Here is a 15,740-nt window from a genome sequence, read left to right on the forward strand (position 1 = left end):
GATTATTATTTATGGAAGATGCTAAAATTTATATTAACGGTGAACTCCTTGGTTATTGTGATGATCCAGAAACTTTCACTCAAGAAATGAGAGAAAAAAGGAGAGCTGGAGAAATTTCATATGAAATGAACATCACTTATTATGAGGACAATAATGAAATTTATATATTCAATGATCCTGGTAGAGCTAGAAGACCTTTAATTATTGTTAAAGATGGTGTACCTCTTTTAACTAAAGATCATTTAGATCAAGTTTCTGCTAAAGATTTAAAATGGCAAGATCTTATTGATATGGGTCTTATTGAATATCTTGATGCTGAAGAAGAAGAAAATGCATATATTGCAATGACTCTTGAAGATTTAAATGATGAATCAAATCCTTATAGGATGAACTATACTCATTTAGAAATAGATCCTGCAACTATGCTTGGTATTTGTGCAGGTATTATTCCATTTTCAGATCATAACTCTTCTCCAAGGAATACCATGGAATCTGGTATGACAAAACAAGCATTAGGTTTATATGTATCTAATTATGGTTTACGTACTGATACTAGGGCACATTTATTACATCACCCTCAAAAACCTATTGTTAAAACACGTATCATTGATTCAACAGATTATGATGAAAGACCTTCAGGTCAAAACTTTGTTGTAGCTTTAATGAGTTATGAAGGATATAACATGGAAGATGCTATGATTTTAAATAAATCTTCTATTGAAAGAGGTTTAGGTAGAAGTTCTTTCTTTAGATCATATGATACTTCCGAAAAACGTTATCCTGGTGGACAAGAGGATAAATTTGAAGTTCCTGATAAAAATATTAAAGGATATCGTTCAGAAGATGCATACAGACATCTTGATGAAGATGGTGTTGTAAATCCTGAAAGTTATGTAGAATCTGGAGATGTTCTTATTGGAAAAACTTCACCACCAAGATTCCTTGAAGAAATTGATGAATTTGGTACAGTTTCAGAAAAAAGAAGAGAAACTTCTGTTACTGTCCGTCATGGTGAAAAAGGTATTGTTGATGCAGTACTCTTAACTGAAACAGTTGAAGGTAGTCGTCTTGCAAAAATACGTGTAAGAGATACAAGACAACCTGAATTTGGTGATAAATTTGCATCAAGACACGGTCAAAAAGGTGTAGTTGGTCTTATATTATCTCAAGATGATGTTCCATTTACAGAAGATGGTATTGTACCTGATGTAATTGTAAATCCTCACGCTATCCCTTCAAGGATGTCTGTTGGACAGGTACTTGAAATGGTTGCAGGTAAAGCAGGATGTCTTGCAGGTAAAAGAATAGATGGTACTCCATTTAATAAAGAAATTGAAGGGGAAATTAAACAAACTTTACTTGATTATGGATTTGAATCTGCAGGATGTGAATCTTTATACAGTGGTGTTACTGGTGAAAGAATAGAAGCTGAAATTTTCGTTGGAGTAGCATTCTATCAGAAATTACACCATATGACTTCTGATAAAGTTTATGCTCGTTCAAGAGGTCCTGTACAAATACTTACACGTCAACCTACTGAAGGTAGAGCACGTGAAGGTGGTTTAAGATTTGGAGAAATGGAAAGAGATTGTCTTATTGCACATGGTGCAGCACTTACCCTTAAAGAAAGATTACTTGATGAATCAGATAAATATGAAGCTATTGTCTGTGGTAATTGTGGTATGCTTGCAGTATATGATAAAGGTAGAAACAAAACTTATTGTCCTATCTGTGGAGATACTGAATCTTATCCAATTGAAATATCTTATGCATTCAAACTTTTACTTGACGAACTTAAAAGTTTATGTATCTTCCCTAAATTAGTCTTAGGAGACAAAGTTTAGTTGAAGTGTGTTGTTGAATTAAATTATTGATATTATTATTAAGGAGCCAATAATTTGAGAGAAGATGGAATTATTAAAAAAATTAAACAGATTAATTTTGGACTTATGTCTCCTGAGCAAATTAGGAAATTATCTGTAGTTAAAATTCAAACTCCAGATACTTATGATGAAGATGGTTATCCTATTGAAAATGGTTTAATGGATCCTCATTTAGGTGTTATTGATCCTAGTTTAAAATGCCGTACTTGTGGTTACAGGGGAGGAGACTGTGAAGGACACTTTGGTAGTATTGACTTAGCAAGACCAGTTATTCATGTTGGTTTTGGTGATGTAATACACAAAATCTTACGTTCTACTTGTAATGATTGTGGTCGTATTCTTCTTGATGATGTTGAAATTGAAGAATTTAAACAAAAAATTGATTTCTGTAAAGAACATGATGAGAACATTAATGATATAATTAAAGAGGTTTATAATGCTGCTAAAAAAAATGTATGTCCTCATTGTGGTGCAGAACAAGAAGATATTAAAATAGATAAACCTACTACTATTACTCAAGGGGACTATAAATTAACTGCTAGTGAAGTTAGGGAAAAATTAGAAAGAATTACTGATAGTGATGCTTATGTTTTAGGTGTAAATCCAGAAGTAGCACGTCCAGAATGGATGGTTCTTACTGTTCTTCCTGTTCCTCCAGTAACTGTAAGACCTTCTATTACATTAGATACTGGTGAAAGATCAGAGGATGATTTAACTCACAAACTTGTAGATATCTTAAGGATTAATCAAAGACTTATTGAAAACATGGAAGCAGGTGCTCCTCAACTTATTGTTGAAGATTTATGGGAACTTTTACAATACCATGTTACAACATACTTTGATAATGAAGCAAGTGGTGTTCCACCTGCTAGACATAGATCTGGAAGACCTCTTAAAACTTTAGCTCAAAGGTTAAAAGGTAAAGAAGGAAGGTTCAGAAGTAATTTATCTGGTAAAAGGGTTAATTTCTCTGCACGTACTGTAATTTCTCCTGATCCAAATATATCTATTAATGAAGTCGGTGTACCTGAAATGATTGCAAAAGAGGTAACTGTACCTACTTATGTAAATGAATGGAACATTGATGAAATGAAAGAATATATTAATAATGGACCTAATGTACATCCTGGTGCTAATTACGTTATTCGTTTAGATGGAAGAAAAATAAGGGTTTATGATGAAACTAAAGAGAAAATTTTAGAACAATTAAAACCAGGTTTCATTGTAGAAAGACATCTTCATGATGGAGATATGGTTTTATTTAACCGTCAACCTTCACTTCACAGAATGTCTATGATGGCTCATGAAGTTAAAGTTTTACCTTATAAAACATTTAGGTTAAATTTATGTGTATGTCCTCCATATAACGCAGATTTCGATGGAGACGAAATGAACATGCACATTATTCAAACTGATGAAGCTAGAGCAGAAGCTAAATCTATTATGAGGGTTCAAGAACATATTCTTTCTCCAAGGTATGGTGGACCAATTATCGGAGCTATTCACGATCACATTTCTGGTGGATACTTATTTACTAGAAAAGAATCTGTATACTCTGAAGAAGATGCTTTCCAATTAATTAGGAAATCACATCTTAAAATGCCTAAACGTAAACATAAAGATTGGACTGGTAAAGAATTATTTAGTCTTTTATTACCTGATGACTTAAACATGAGTTATAGGGCTAATATCTGTAGACATTGTGAAGATGGTTGTCTTAAACAAGATTGTAAAAATGAAGCATATGTTGTTATCAAAAATGGAGAACTTATTTCTGGTATTATTGATGAAAATGCATATGGTTCTGGTTCAGGTAAAATTTTAGATAGGATTGCTAAAGAGTATGGTCCTTCCGCTGCTCGTGAATTCCTTGATAGATCTACTGATATGGCTATTGCAGGTATTATGAAAATTGGTATTACTACAAGTCTTAATGATGAAGAAATTCCAGAAGAAGCTCAAGAAAGGATTAGTGAACATTTATTAAAAGCAGAAAAAGATGTAGATGAACTTGTTGATACATATAACGAAGGATATCTTGCACCTTTACCTGGTAGAAGTCTTGAAGAAACTTTAGAGATGAGAATTGTACAAGTTCTTGGTGAAGCAAGGGATAAAGCTGGAGCAATTACTGAAAAATACTTTGGTAATGTTAAAGATGAATCACTTGTTTCATGTCATAACAAATTTGATATGTCAAACCATTCTGTAGTTATGGCAAAAACTGGTGCAAGGGCATCTATGTTGAACTTAACTCAGATTGCTGCTTGTGTAGGACAACAAGCTATTCGTGGTGGACGTATTAATAGGGGTTATAAAGATAGAGTATTACCTCACTTCAGGAAAAAAGAATTAGGTGCTAAAGCTAAAGGATTTGTTTATTCTAGTTATAAAAGTGGTCTTGATCCTATTGAATTCTATTTCCACGCAATGGGAGGAAGAGAAGGTCTTGTAGATACTGCTATTCGTACTGCTCAATCTGGTTATATGCAAAGAAGACTTGTAAATGCACTTGAAGATTTAAAAGTTAATTCTAAAGGTCTTGTAACTGATAACTGTGGTATGGTTATTCAAACTATCTTTGGTGAAGATGGTGTAGATCCTGCAAAAAGTGATCATGGTAAAGTAGTTGATCTTGAAAAAGTTATTAGTGAAATGAGAGTTAACTCTAACTCTAAAAAATCAGCTAAAAAAGAACCATATCATTTAACTTATGATTATGGTAAATCTAACCCTAAAGAAAATCCAATTTTCAAATGGGTAAATGGTGAAATGTATAAACAAAATAAAGGTAAAACTGAGAAAGTGGAGGAGTAGAGTATGTCTGAAGAAACTTTTGATGAGGCTAAAACATTAGTTAAAAGTGTTGTAAATGAAAAAGGTTTAAAATTTCCTAAATCTTATATAGAAGACATTGCTAATGCTCGTATTAAACATGATTTAACTGATGATGAATTAAGTACTGTTGTTGATAAAGTACAAGAGGCTTATGAAAGATCTTTTATTCAAGCTGGGGAAGCTGTAGGTACTGTTGCAGCACAATCTGTTGGTGAACCTGGTACTCAGATGACCATGCGTACTTTTCACTTTGCTGGTGTATCAGAATTAAACGTAACTTTAGGTTTACCTAGGCTTATTGAGATTGTAGATGCTAGGAAAAAAATTGCAACTCCTACTATGGATATTTATCTTAGTAGTGAAGTTCCAGAAGGTAAAGAATTAGCACCTAATCAAGATGAAGAATTTGTAAGAAAACTTGCAAACTATGTTGGTAAAAGTACAATTAATGATGTACTTGAAGACTTCAACATTAACTATGCTGAAATGGAAATTGAAGTTAGATTAAATAAATCTAAAATAGTTGATGAAAAAAGACTTGATTATAATGACATAATTGCTAAAATGGAAAAAATCACTAAAAAGGTTGAAATTGATAAAGATGATGATTCTAAATTCACATTACAACCTTCTAAAACTTCCATTAGGGAATTACGTCTTTTAGCTGATAAAATAAGAGATACTCAAATCAGTGGTTTAAAAGGAATCGGTAAAGTTATTATTAGAAAAGAAGAAGAATATACTTTACACACAGAAGGTTCTAACTTAAAAGAAATTCTTAAAATCGATGGTGTTGATAATAGTAAAACCAAAACCAATAATATTTATGAAATTTTCACTGTTTTAGGTATTGAAGCAGCACGTAATGCTATTATTAACGAAGCAGTAAGTACTCTTGAAAACCAAGGTCTTTCTGTAGATATAAGACATATTATGTTAGTTGCTGATATGATGACTTCTGAAGGAGTTGTTAAATCTATTGGTCGTCATGGTATTGGTGGAGAAAAATCAAGTGTTCTTGCTCGTGCAGCATTCGAAGAAACTGGTAAACATTTACTTAGAGCTAGTATTCATGGTGAAGTTGATAAACTTACTGGTGTTATTGAAAACATTATTATTGGTCAACCAATTCCACTTGGTACTGGTTCTGTAAATGTAGTTATGGATGAAAAATACGATTAAAAATAGTTCTTGGATATTTTAATTAAATATCCATTATATTATTTTTATTAAATTAAATTCCAGTTTTTTTATAATTAAATATTATTCGTATATTTACATTAAGTTTATAAACTATATTTATATAATTTAAATTATACTATAATTTTTAATGATAATTTTATTTGAATGTAAAATTATTATTTATTTAGAGTACTATGATTTTTAATGATAATTTTATTTGAATGTAAAATTATTATTTATTTAGAATTTATTTTTTTCATATGTGAAACTTATTATTTAATTAATAGTTTTACTTAAATTTTTTACAGTTTTTAACTGTAATAATATTTCTAAATTAATATTTAATTGATTTTAGAAATTTTAAGTGTTTTTAATACTTATTGCAGATTCTAAAATTTAGACTCTGTTACATGGATTAAAATCCATTTTTTAAATATAAAAAATATTCAAAGGAGGCAGATGATGGACGTAGATAGAGCAATCAGAGTAGCAGTAGATACAGGTGATGTAATCTTAGGCTCTGAAAAATCAATTCAATCTTTAAAATTAGGTAAAGGACAACTTGTTATTGTTGCAAAAAACAGTCCTAAAGAAATTATTGAAGATGTAGAATATTATTCTAAACTTTCTAATATTCCTTACTATGTTTATGATGGTACCAGTGTAGTTCTTGGTTCTGTTTGTGGTAAACCATTTACTGTAGCAACATTAGTTATTAACGATCCAGGAGATTCTACTATTTTAGAAGTAATGGGGTAGATTTTAGTGTCTATTAAATTTAATTCTAATGAAATTAGATATATTGCATTATTTGAAAACATGACTGGTGCAATGGTAAAAGATTGTATAATTGATGAAGATAATGCAAAAGTTACTTTTGTTGTTAAAAATGGAGATATGGGTTTAGCAATTGGTAAAGGTGGAAGTACTGTAAATAAAGTTAAAAGAGCAGTAGATAAAGGTGTTGAAATCGTCGAATATTCTGATGATCCAACTGTATTTATTAAAAATCTTCTCTCACCTGCAGAAATTCAATCTATTAAAATCACTAGAAAAGAATCTGGTGAAGTTTTCGCTACCGTTACTGCAGACAATACTAATAAACGTATTGCTATTGGTAAAGGTGGAGTAAATATTGAAAGAGCTAAACTTTTAGCAAATAGGCAACATAATATTAGTAATATTATTTTAAAATAAGTAAATTATTAAGTTAATATAATATTTTATATTTTGTTATCTTTTTTTATAAAAAAATATTTTTTTTATTTTTTTTATTTTAAAATTATTTTTATTAATTTTTTATTTTTATTTAAAGTTTTATTTAAATTATTGAAATATTATTTTTTATTCTATTTATTTCAGTAAATTTATTTGATTATAAATATAAGTTATATTATATTTAAAAAATCTTTAAATTAAATATTTTTATTACTATTTTTCTTATAAACATTACATTTATATGTGGTTATTAACATAATTTACACTAATAGATATTGCTAAAAATATCACTATGTTGTTTTTCCTTAAAGTTTTTATTTTTTAATTTAAGGAGTATTTTATTTTAATTTAACATAGATTATATAGTTATCGTGTGCCTTTTTACTATATATTATTTATTTTATTAGATAGCATTATCTACAGATAAATATCATGTATTATTAAATTTTAATGATTATTTGTCGTATTTTATGATGACTCTATTTAGATTAGAAATTTTGATTGCATTGTATTATATGGTGTAAATCGCAGCGGTGGATTTTTAATTTTGATAGTTTATTCTATTAATTATTTACAAAAAAATTTAAAAGAGGAAATATAATGCCAGGACTTTTCGCAGCAGGTAAACTTAAAAAAAATAGACAAAATTTTAAGTGGAAAGATGTAGATTATAAAAGAAAAGCATTACGTTTAGATGTTAAAGCTGATCCTCTCGAAGGAGCTCCTCAAGCTAGAGGAATTGTTATTGAAAAAGTAGGTATTGAAGCAAAACAGCCTAACTCAGCTATTCGTAAATGTGTACGTGTTCAATTAATTAAAAACGGTAAACAATTAACCGCTTTTGCACCAGGAGATGGAGCAATTGGATTTATTGATGAACACGATGAAGTAATGATTGAAGGAATTGGAGGACCATCAGGAAGATCTATGGGTGATATTCCTGGAGTCCGTTGGAAAGTATCAAAAGTTAATAATGTAGCTTTATCTGAAATGGTTTCAGGTAAAATTGAAAAACCTGTAAGGTGATTATTGTGTCTAATTTATTATTTGATAAATGGGATTTATCTGAAGTTGAAGTTAATGATTTAGGTTTAGTAAGATACATTTGTTTAGATGAAACTATTCCTCACACCTCAGGTAGACATGTAAAAAGACAATTTGCAAAATCAAAAGTTTCTATTGTTGAAAGATTAATGAACAAAATCATGAAAACTGCTATTAACTCTGGTAAAAAAAATAAAGCATATTCTATTGTTAGTGAAGCTTTAGATATTATTCATGATAAAACTAAAAAAAATCCAGTTCAAATTTTAGTTACTGCAGTTGAAAATACTGCACCTCGTGAAGAAACTACTCGTATTAAATATGGTGGTGTAGGATATCAAGTTCCTGTAGATATTTCTCCACAAAGAAGAGTAGATTTATCTTTAGGTTTTATTACAAGAGGAACTTACCAATCTGCATTTAAAAATAGAAAATCTGCAGGTCAATGTTTAGCAGATGAATTACTCCTTGCATCTAATGAAGATTCAAGAAGCTTTGCTTTACAGAAAAAAGAAGAAAAAGAAAGAGTAGCTAAAGCAGCTCACTAGGCTAATAGCCTAATTTAGTTGAAGTTATTTAACTTTTAAACTAATTTTTATGTTTTATAGGTGATTATTTTGAGTAGACGTTCAAAAATGATTGAGAAAATTAAGGAGTTAATGTATAAACCTGATCAAATTAGGAACATTGGTATTGTTGCACATATTGATCACGGTAAAACAACTTTATCTGATAACCTTTTAGCAGGTGCAGGAATGATTTCTGAAGATCTTGCTGGAGATCAAAGATTTTTAGATTTCGATGAACAAGAACAAGCTCGTGGTATTACCATTGATGCAGCAAACGTATCTATGGTTCACAAATTCAAAGGTGAAGAATACTTAATCAACTTAATTGATACTCCAGGACACGTTGATTTCGGTGGAGACGTAACTCGTGCTATGAGAGCAGTAGATGGTTCTGTTGTAGTAGTTTGTGCTGTAGAAGGTATTATGCCACAAACTGAAACTGTACTTAGACAATCTTTAAAAGAACATGTTAAACCTGTTTTATTTATTAACAAAGTTGATAGATTAATCAATGAATTAAAATTAACTCCTCAAGAGTTACAAAATAGATTTATTAAAATCATCATGGAAGCTAATAAATTAGTTAAAAACATGGCTCCTGAAGATAAAAAAGATGATTGGAAATTTGATGTAGCAGATGGTAGTGTAGCTTTCGGTTCAGCATATCATAATTGGGCTATTAATGTTCCTATGATGCAAAAAACTGGAATTACTTTTAAAGATATTATTGATTACTGTGATAATGATAATCAAAAAGAATTAGCTCAGAAAGTACCTATTTCTGAAGTATTATTAAGTATGGTAGTAGAACACTTACCTTCTCCTAAAGAATCTCAAGCTTATAGGGTTCCTTACATTTGGGATGGTGACATTGAAAGTCCTGAAGGTCAATCAATGATTAATTGTGACCCTGATGGACCTCTTGCAGTAATGGTTACTAATGTTTCAGTTGATAAACATGCAGGAGAAATTGCTACTGGAAGAGTATATGGTGGTCAAATTCAAAAAGGTACTGAAGTATATCTTGTTGGTTCTCACAGTAAAAGTAGAGTACAACAAGTAGGTGTTTACTTCGGTCCTGAAAGAGTTAACACAGATTCTGTTCCTGTAGGTAACATTGTATATATTGCTGGTGCTCGTGGAGCTATTGCAGGGGAAACTATTTGTTCACCTGATAATCATATTAAAGAATTCGAAGGATTAGATCATATTTCTGAACCAGTAGTTACTGTTGCAGTTGAAGCTAAAAATACTAAAGATTTACCAAAATTAATTGAAGTATTAAGACAAGTAGCTAAAGAAGATCCAACTATTCATGTAGAAATTAATGAAGAAACTGGAGAACACTTAGTATCTGGTATGGGAGAACTTCACTTAGAAGTTATTTCTTACAGAATTAACGAAAAAGGTGTAGAAATTACTACTTCTGAACCTATTGTTGTATACAGAGAAACTGTTGGTGGAACTGCAGGACCAGTTGAAGGTAAATCTCCTAACAAACATAATAGATTCTACATTGAAGTAGAACCTATGGAACCAGAATTATTCGCAGCTTACCAAAAAGGTGAACTTAAAGAAGGTAAAGTTAAAGGTAAAGAAGCTGCTAACGATTTCATGGAATATGGTTTAGATAAAGAAGAAGCTAGAAGAGTATGGGATGTATACAGTAAAAGTATGTTTATTAACATGACTCGTGGTATTCAATACTTAGATGAAGTTAAAGAATTATTAATTGAAGGATTCGAATCAGCTATGGATCAAGGTCCTATTGCAAATGAAATTTGTATGGGATTAAAATTCAAATTAGTTGATGCAAAACTTCACGAAGATGCAGTTCACAGAGGACCTGCACAAGTATTACCAGCTATCAGAAAAGCTATCTATGGAGCTATTATGTTAGCTAAACCAGCTTTACTTGAACCTATGCAAAAAGTATTCATTAATGTTCCACAAGATTATATGGGATCATGTACTCGTGAAGTACAAAACAGAAGAGGTACTATTGTAAATATGGGCCAACATAATGATATGGTTACTATTGAATCTAAAGTACCTGTTGCTGAAATGTTTGGATTTGCTGGAGATATCCGTTCAGCTGCTGAAGGTAGATGTTTATGGTCTACTGAAAACGCTGGTTTCGAAAGATTACCTCATGAATTACAAGGTAAAATCATAAGAGAAATCAGAGAAAGAAAAGGTTTATCACCAGAACCATATGGTCCTGATCATTACTTAGAATAGGTAATTAAATTTAAACTTTTAATTTAATTTTTTAAAATTAAATTTTTTATATAAACTTAAATTGAAAATAAATTATAATTATTAAAGAAATTTTCTATTATTATAAATTTATTTTTTTAAATATATTAAAAAAATACTTAAAATTTATCTAAAAATCATTATATTTTTATATTTGAAAGTATAATTTTTAATTATGCTATATTAATAAGCTGAATCTTAAAATTATATTTGTGTATGCTATATTAATATGCGAAAAATAATGATTATAGAATATATATTGGAGGTCAATTAAAATGGCAAAACAAAAAGAACATTTAAACTTAGCATTTATTGGACACGTTGATCACGGAAAATCAACTTTAGTAGGACACTTATTGTTAAAAGCAGGAGCAATCCAAGAACAACAATTAGATGATGGAGAAAACAAATTTAGATTTGTTATGGATAAATTAGGAGAAGAAAGAGAAAGAGGAGTAACTATCGATTTAGCTCACCAAAAATTCTCCACTGATAAATATGATTATACTGTTGTAGACTGCCCAGGACACAGAGATTTCGTTAAAAATATGATTACTGGTGCTTCCCAAGCAGATGCAGCTGTACTTGTAGTAGCTGCTGATGATGGTGTAATGCCACAAACTAAAGAACACATCTTCTTATCTAAAACTTTAGGTATTAACCAACTTATTGTTGCTGTTAACAAAATGGATGTTGTAGATTACTCTGAAGATAAATATAACGAAATTAAAGATTCAGTTTCTAAATTAATTAAATCTATTGGATACAAATCTGATGAAGTACCTTTCATCCCTCTCTCTGCATTTGAAGGAGATAACATCAGTGATAAAAGTCCTAACACCCCATGGTACAAAGGTAAAGATTTAATCTCTTCATTAGATGATTTATCTGTCCCTGAAAAACCTATTGACAAACCTTTAAGAATTCCTATTCAAGATGTTTATACCATTACTGGTGTAGGTACTGTACCTGTAGGAAGAGTTGAAACTGGTGTAATGAAACAAGGAGATAATGTTGTATTTGAACCAGCAGGAGCTACTGGAGAAGTTAAATCTATCGAAGAACACCACGAAACCATGCCTTCCGCTGAACCTGGAGACAACATTGGATTCAATGTAAGAGGTGTAGGTAAAAACGATGTAAGAAGAGGAGATGTAGCAGGTCATGCAGAAGATGCTCCTACTGTTGCTAAACAATTCGATGCACAAATTGTTGTTTTACAACACCCTGGTGTAATCACCGTTGGATACACTCCTGTATTCCACTGTCACACTGCACAAATTGCATGTACTTTTGTAGAACTTTCTAAAAAATTAAACCCTGCAACTGGTCAAGTAGATGAAGAAAACCCTGACTTCTTAAAAACCGGTAATGCAGCTATTGTAAAAGTTAGACCTACTAAACCTATGGTAGTTGAAAACGCTAGAGAAATCCCACAAATGGGAAGATTCGCTATTCGTGATATGGGTCAAACTGTTGCAGCTGGTTTATGTATTGGTGTTGAACCAGCTAAATAGATTTAATAGTTTCAACTTTTAAGTCTCTAAATTAGGTTATTTTTAACCTAATTTATTTTTTTTGAAATTTTTTCTATTTTAATTGTTAAATTGAATATTTATTTTTTCTTAAAAGTTTTCTATTAATTTATTTTTTCGTTTTATTTTTTGGAGGAAAATTAATGAGTCAAGCAAGAATTAAACTTACTGGTACTGATCCAGAAAAACTTGCATATGTTTGTGATCAAATTAAAAAAATTGCTGAAAGAACTGGTGTAGACATATCTGGTCCTATTCCACTTCCAACTAAAAAATTAGTAGTTCCTACTAGAAAATCTCCAGATGGAGAAGGAAAAGCTTCTTGGGAAAGATGGGAACTTCGTATTCATAAACGTTTAGTCAGTATTGGTGCTGATGAAAGGGCTATGAGACAAGTTATGAAAGTCAATGTACCTGATAATGTAAGTATTGAAATTGAGCTTAAAAGCTAATTAATTTAATTTTTATTTTCAATATTTTTTATAATGAAAATATTGGAAATTAATTAACTCTTCTTAAGCTATTTTTTTATTAATCTTATTAAAATTAGTTAAATTTTTATACTATATTTAACAAAATAATTAATGTTGTAATTATTTATTACATATTGTTACTTGTTTTTTCATGCCGAGATAGTCTAGTCTGGTAAGGCGCAGGACTTGAAATCCTGTGGAGCTTTCTCCGCCTGGGTTCAAATCCCAGTCTCGGCGTAATATCTTTTTAAAATCTTTTTATTATATATTTAAAATTAGTTTTTTTATTTAATTTTTTTATTATCTTTTTTTAATTAATTTCTTTATTTATTAGACTAATTTTTATTTAAAAAAATAGTTTTTAATTAATTTCTTTATTTATTAGACTAATTTTTATTTAAAAAAATAGTTTTTAATAAAATTTATTTATTATTGTTTTATAGAGTTATTAATTATTTAATATTTTATTTAACTCTTTTTCAAATTCTTTAATAGAATTAACACTGGTTTTATTTTTTAAACCTTGAATTATAGGTCTATCTACAATAATAACATCAATACCTAAATTATTTGCAGCATATATTTTTTCTTTGAATCCTCCAGTATCTCCACTTTCTTTAGTTGTAATTACTTTAGCATTTACTTTTTTGAATAGTTCTTCATTTTCTTTTATATGAATTTTTTTATCTTTGTTTTTACTTGCAGTCATTGGGAAAATATGATTTTTTAATATTCCAAGATTTTTGCATTTATCAAGTGAAGATTTAACAGTTAAAACTCTTATGTAAAATTTTTCATTAGAAACATATTTTAGTACATCACTTGCTGTGTTTATTCCTCCAAGATGTAGTATATTATAATCATTAAATTCTTTTTTTATTAATAATCCTCCTTCTTCAAATGAATTTACATGATGGATTTTATTTTGGTTAATGTTTTTCATAGTGCTAATATCTATAGACTCCCTTTCAAATCTAATAAATGGTAATTTTACTTCATCAATTATTTCAGATATTGTTTGACTTACATGTTTTGCAAATGGGTGTGTTGCATCAATAACTATACTTATATTATAATCATCTAGCACTTTTAAAATATCATTTTTAGGAAGTGGTTTTGCAATTATTATATCACTTCCAGCTTCTTTTGCAATTTTTGATCCATAACTTGTTGTAGTACTTGTAACTATTTTTAAATCTTTATAATTTTTTTTAATAAATTTAATTATATCAATTGATTCTGCTGTTCCACCCATTATAAAAATATTCATTCTATTTTTCCCCTTATTTATTTACTAATATCTTTGATTATTTTAATAGTTTATTCTAATATTGTATTTTAAATTTATTAATATCTTTTTTATTTGATTTATTTAAATAAATTATTATTAATATACTTAACAATGTATATGTATATAATAAATTTTTGCTTATTTTATTATAATGGATTGTATATATAAAAACTAGCTTTTTTATAATTTTTTAATCTCATTATTTTAAGTTTTGTATTTAAATTTTCACCAGTTAATGGTTTAATAAGAAGTGGACAATTTAGTTTTTTTGCTAAATCTAAAATATATGGTTGTAATTCATTTGGTGGCCTAATAGAATATAATAAATCTATATTTTTATATATTTCATAATTTGGATGTGTTAAATCATCTTTTATAATGTCCTCTCTTGAAGGATTTATATCTGTTTTTATTAGATTTATTTTATCAAATTTTTCTAAAAATGAACTTACTTCATAGAAATGACCTATTGCTAGTTCTGCTATATTTATTTTATTAGGACTATAATTTAAAATATATTCTCCAAAATCATCCCACATTTTTTATTCCTCTTTTAATATATCTTAAGTTATTATTTTAAAATTTTAATTTAAATCTTTTTTTAATTAATATTTTAAGTTTTATTTTTTCTAGCTTATTTTAAAGTAATTATAAATTTAAAATAATTTTTTTATATTATTAAAATCTATTTAAATTAATTTTTATTTTTTAATTAAAATATATATTTATTAAAATTTTAAATATAATATAAATTTATTAATTTTTAAATTTTATTCGAAAGTTTTTAATAGTGTTTTTACTATATTTATTTAATTGTGTTTATTATGATTATTCGAAAGTTTCAAGAAAGAGATTTAAAAAGAGTTCATGAAATTGAGGAGATGTCTTTTGAAACTTCTTATGGAGTTGATATGATTTTAAAACTCTTTAAAATAGGTACTGGATTTCTTGTTTCAGAGGATAATAATGGTTATGTTACAGGTTATGTTATATTTTGGATTAAAGAAGAAAATCAAGGACATATAATATCAATTGCTGTTGATAAAAATTTTAGAAATATTGGTATAGGTACTCAATTACTTTATAGGGCACTTTTCATTTTACGTAGTTGTGGACTTGAACAAGTTAATCTTGAAGTTAATGCAAATCATATAAATGTTGTTGAATTTTATAAAAATATTGGTTTTGTAATTGATCGGAAAGTTCCTCATTATTATGAAAATGATGAACCTGCTTTTGTAATGTATTATAAATTTAAAGATAATTTAAATTCTTAAAAATAATTAATTTTTTAATTTATATATTTTATTTGAATGGTTTATTTTAGTAAAATAACTATTACTATTAAATAAGTATTTTAGTATATTATTAAGAATTAGTTTTTATTTATACTATTTTTTAGCTGAATATATTAGTTAATTTTGTTTAAAATAAGTATTTTTTTGTTT

The 15,740-nt window shown here is 28.5% G+C and carries 12 protein-coding genes, 1 tRNA gene and 1 pseudogene; 12 read left to right on the forward strand and 2 right to left on the reverse strand.

The window, feature by feature from the left end:
• Positions 1-11 precede the first annotated feature (11 nt).
• The 11 genes and pseudogenes from rpoB (at position 12) to BGI41_RS00140 (ending at position 13,238) form a co-directional block, all read left to right on the forward strand.
• Positions 12-1,844 carry a DNA-directed RNA polymerase subunit B gene (gene rpoB / locus BGI41_RS00090; protein ID WP_088538220.1) on the forward strand — a complete coding sequence of 611 codons (1,833 nt, stop codon included), beginning with the start codon at positions 12-14 and terminating at the stop codon, positions 1,842-1,844.
• Between the two features lie 105 nt (positions 1,845-1,949).
• A pseudogene (locus BGI41_RS00095) lies at positions 1,950-4,541 on the forward strand (DNA-directed RNA polymerase subunit A'); the annotation flags it as partial.
• A 162-nt stretch (positions 4,542-4,703) separates the two neighbouring features.
• A complete protein-coding gene (rpoA2, locus tag BGI41_RS00100) occupies positions 4,704-5,903 on the forward strand; it encodes a DNA-directed RNA polymerase subunit A'' (protein WP_088538222.1) in 1,200 nt (399 codons plus the stop codon).
• A gap of 459 nt (positions 5,904-6,362) precedes the next feature.
• Entirely contained in the window at positions 6,363-6,662 is a 300-nt protein-coding gene (locus BGI41_RS00105; protein WP_198945402.1) for a 50S ribosomal protein L30e, read from the forward strand.
• A 6-nt stretch (positions 6,663-6,668) separates the two neighbouring features.
• Complete coding sequence (locus tag BGI41_RS00110) at positions 6,669-7,100, forward strand: NusA-like transcription termination signal-binding factor (RefSeq protein WP_088538224.1); 432 nt, start codon at positions 6,669-6,671, stop codon at positions 7,098-7,100.
• A gap of 621 nt (positions 7,101-7,721) precedes the next feature.
• Positions 7,722-8,147, forward strand: coding sequence for a 30S ribosomal protein S12 (locus tag BGI41_RS00115; RefSeq protein ID WP_016357966.1), 426 nt, complete (start codon positions 7,722-7,724; stop codon positions 8,145-8,147).
• A gap of 5 nt (positions 8,148-8,152) precedes the next feature.
• A complete protein-coding gene (locus BGI41_RS00120; RefSeq protein WP_088538225.1) occupies positions 8,153-8,713 on the forward strand; it encodes a 30S ribosomal protein S7 in 561 nt (186 codons plus the stop codon).
• 69 nt (positions 8,714-8,782) lie between these two features.
• The gene (locus tag BGI41_RS00125) at positions 8,783-10,975 is read left to right on the forward strand and encodes an elongation factor EF-2 (protein WP_088538226.1); all 2,193 of its coding nucleotides are present in this window, start codon (positions 8,783-8,785) and stop codon (positions 10,973-10,975) included.
• A 293-nt stretch (positions 10,976-11,268) separates the two neighbouring features.
• Positions 11,269-12,510 carry a translation elongation factor EF-1 subunit alpha gene (gene tuf, locus BGI41_RS00130; protein WP_088538227.1) on the forward strand — a complete coding sequence of 414 codons (1,242 nt, stop codon included), beginning with the start codon at positions 11,269-11,271 and terminating at the stop codon, positions 12,508-12,510.
• A gap of 161 nt (positions 12,511-12,671) precedes the next feature.
• Positions 12,672-12,980: a 30S ribosomal protein S10 gene (rpsJ, locus tag BGI41_RS00135; RefSeq protein ID WP_088538228.1), complete on the forward strand. Its 309-nt coding sequence runs from the start codon at positions 12,672-12,674 to the stop codon at positions 12,978-12,980.
• A gap of 174 nt (positions 12,981-13,154) precedes the next feature.
• A tRNA-Ser gene (locus BGI41_RS00140) sits at positions 13,155-13,238 on the forward strand.
• Positions 13,239-13,449: 211 nt separating this feature from the next.
• Here BGI41_RS00140 and cobK read toward each other — a convergent pair.
• Positions 13,450-14,271 carry a precorrin-6A reductase gene (gene cobK, locus BGI41_RS00145; RefSeq protein WP_088538229.1) on the reverse strand — a complete coding sequence of 274 codons (822 nt, stop codon included), beginning with the start codon at positions 14,269-14,271 and terminating at the stop codon, positions 13,450-13,452.
• Between the two features lie 167 nt (positions 14,272-14,438).
• Complete coding sequence (locus tag BGI41_RS00150) at positions 14,439-14,831, reverse strand: UPF0146 family protein (RefSeq protein WP_088538230.1); 393 nt, start codon at positions 14,829-14,831, stop codon at positions 14,439-14,441.
• Between the two features lie 285 nt (positions 14,832-15,116).
• Between BGI41_RS00150 and BGI41_RS00155 the strand changes: the two genes are divergently transcribed.
• Positions 15,117-15,569, forward strand: a complete 453-nt coding sequence (locus BGI41_RS00155; RefSeq protein WP_088538231.1) for an N-acetyltransferase — start codon at positions 15,117-15,119, stop codon at positions 15,567-15,569.
• The last annotated feature ends 171 nt before the right edge of the window (positions 15,570-15,740 follow it).

The sequence above is a fragment of the Methanobrevibacter sp. 87.7 genome (assembly GCF_002208625.1).
GTDB lineage: Archaea > Methanobacteriota > Methanobacteria > Methanobacteriales > Methanobacteriaceae > Methanarmilla.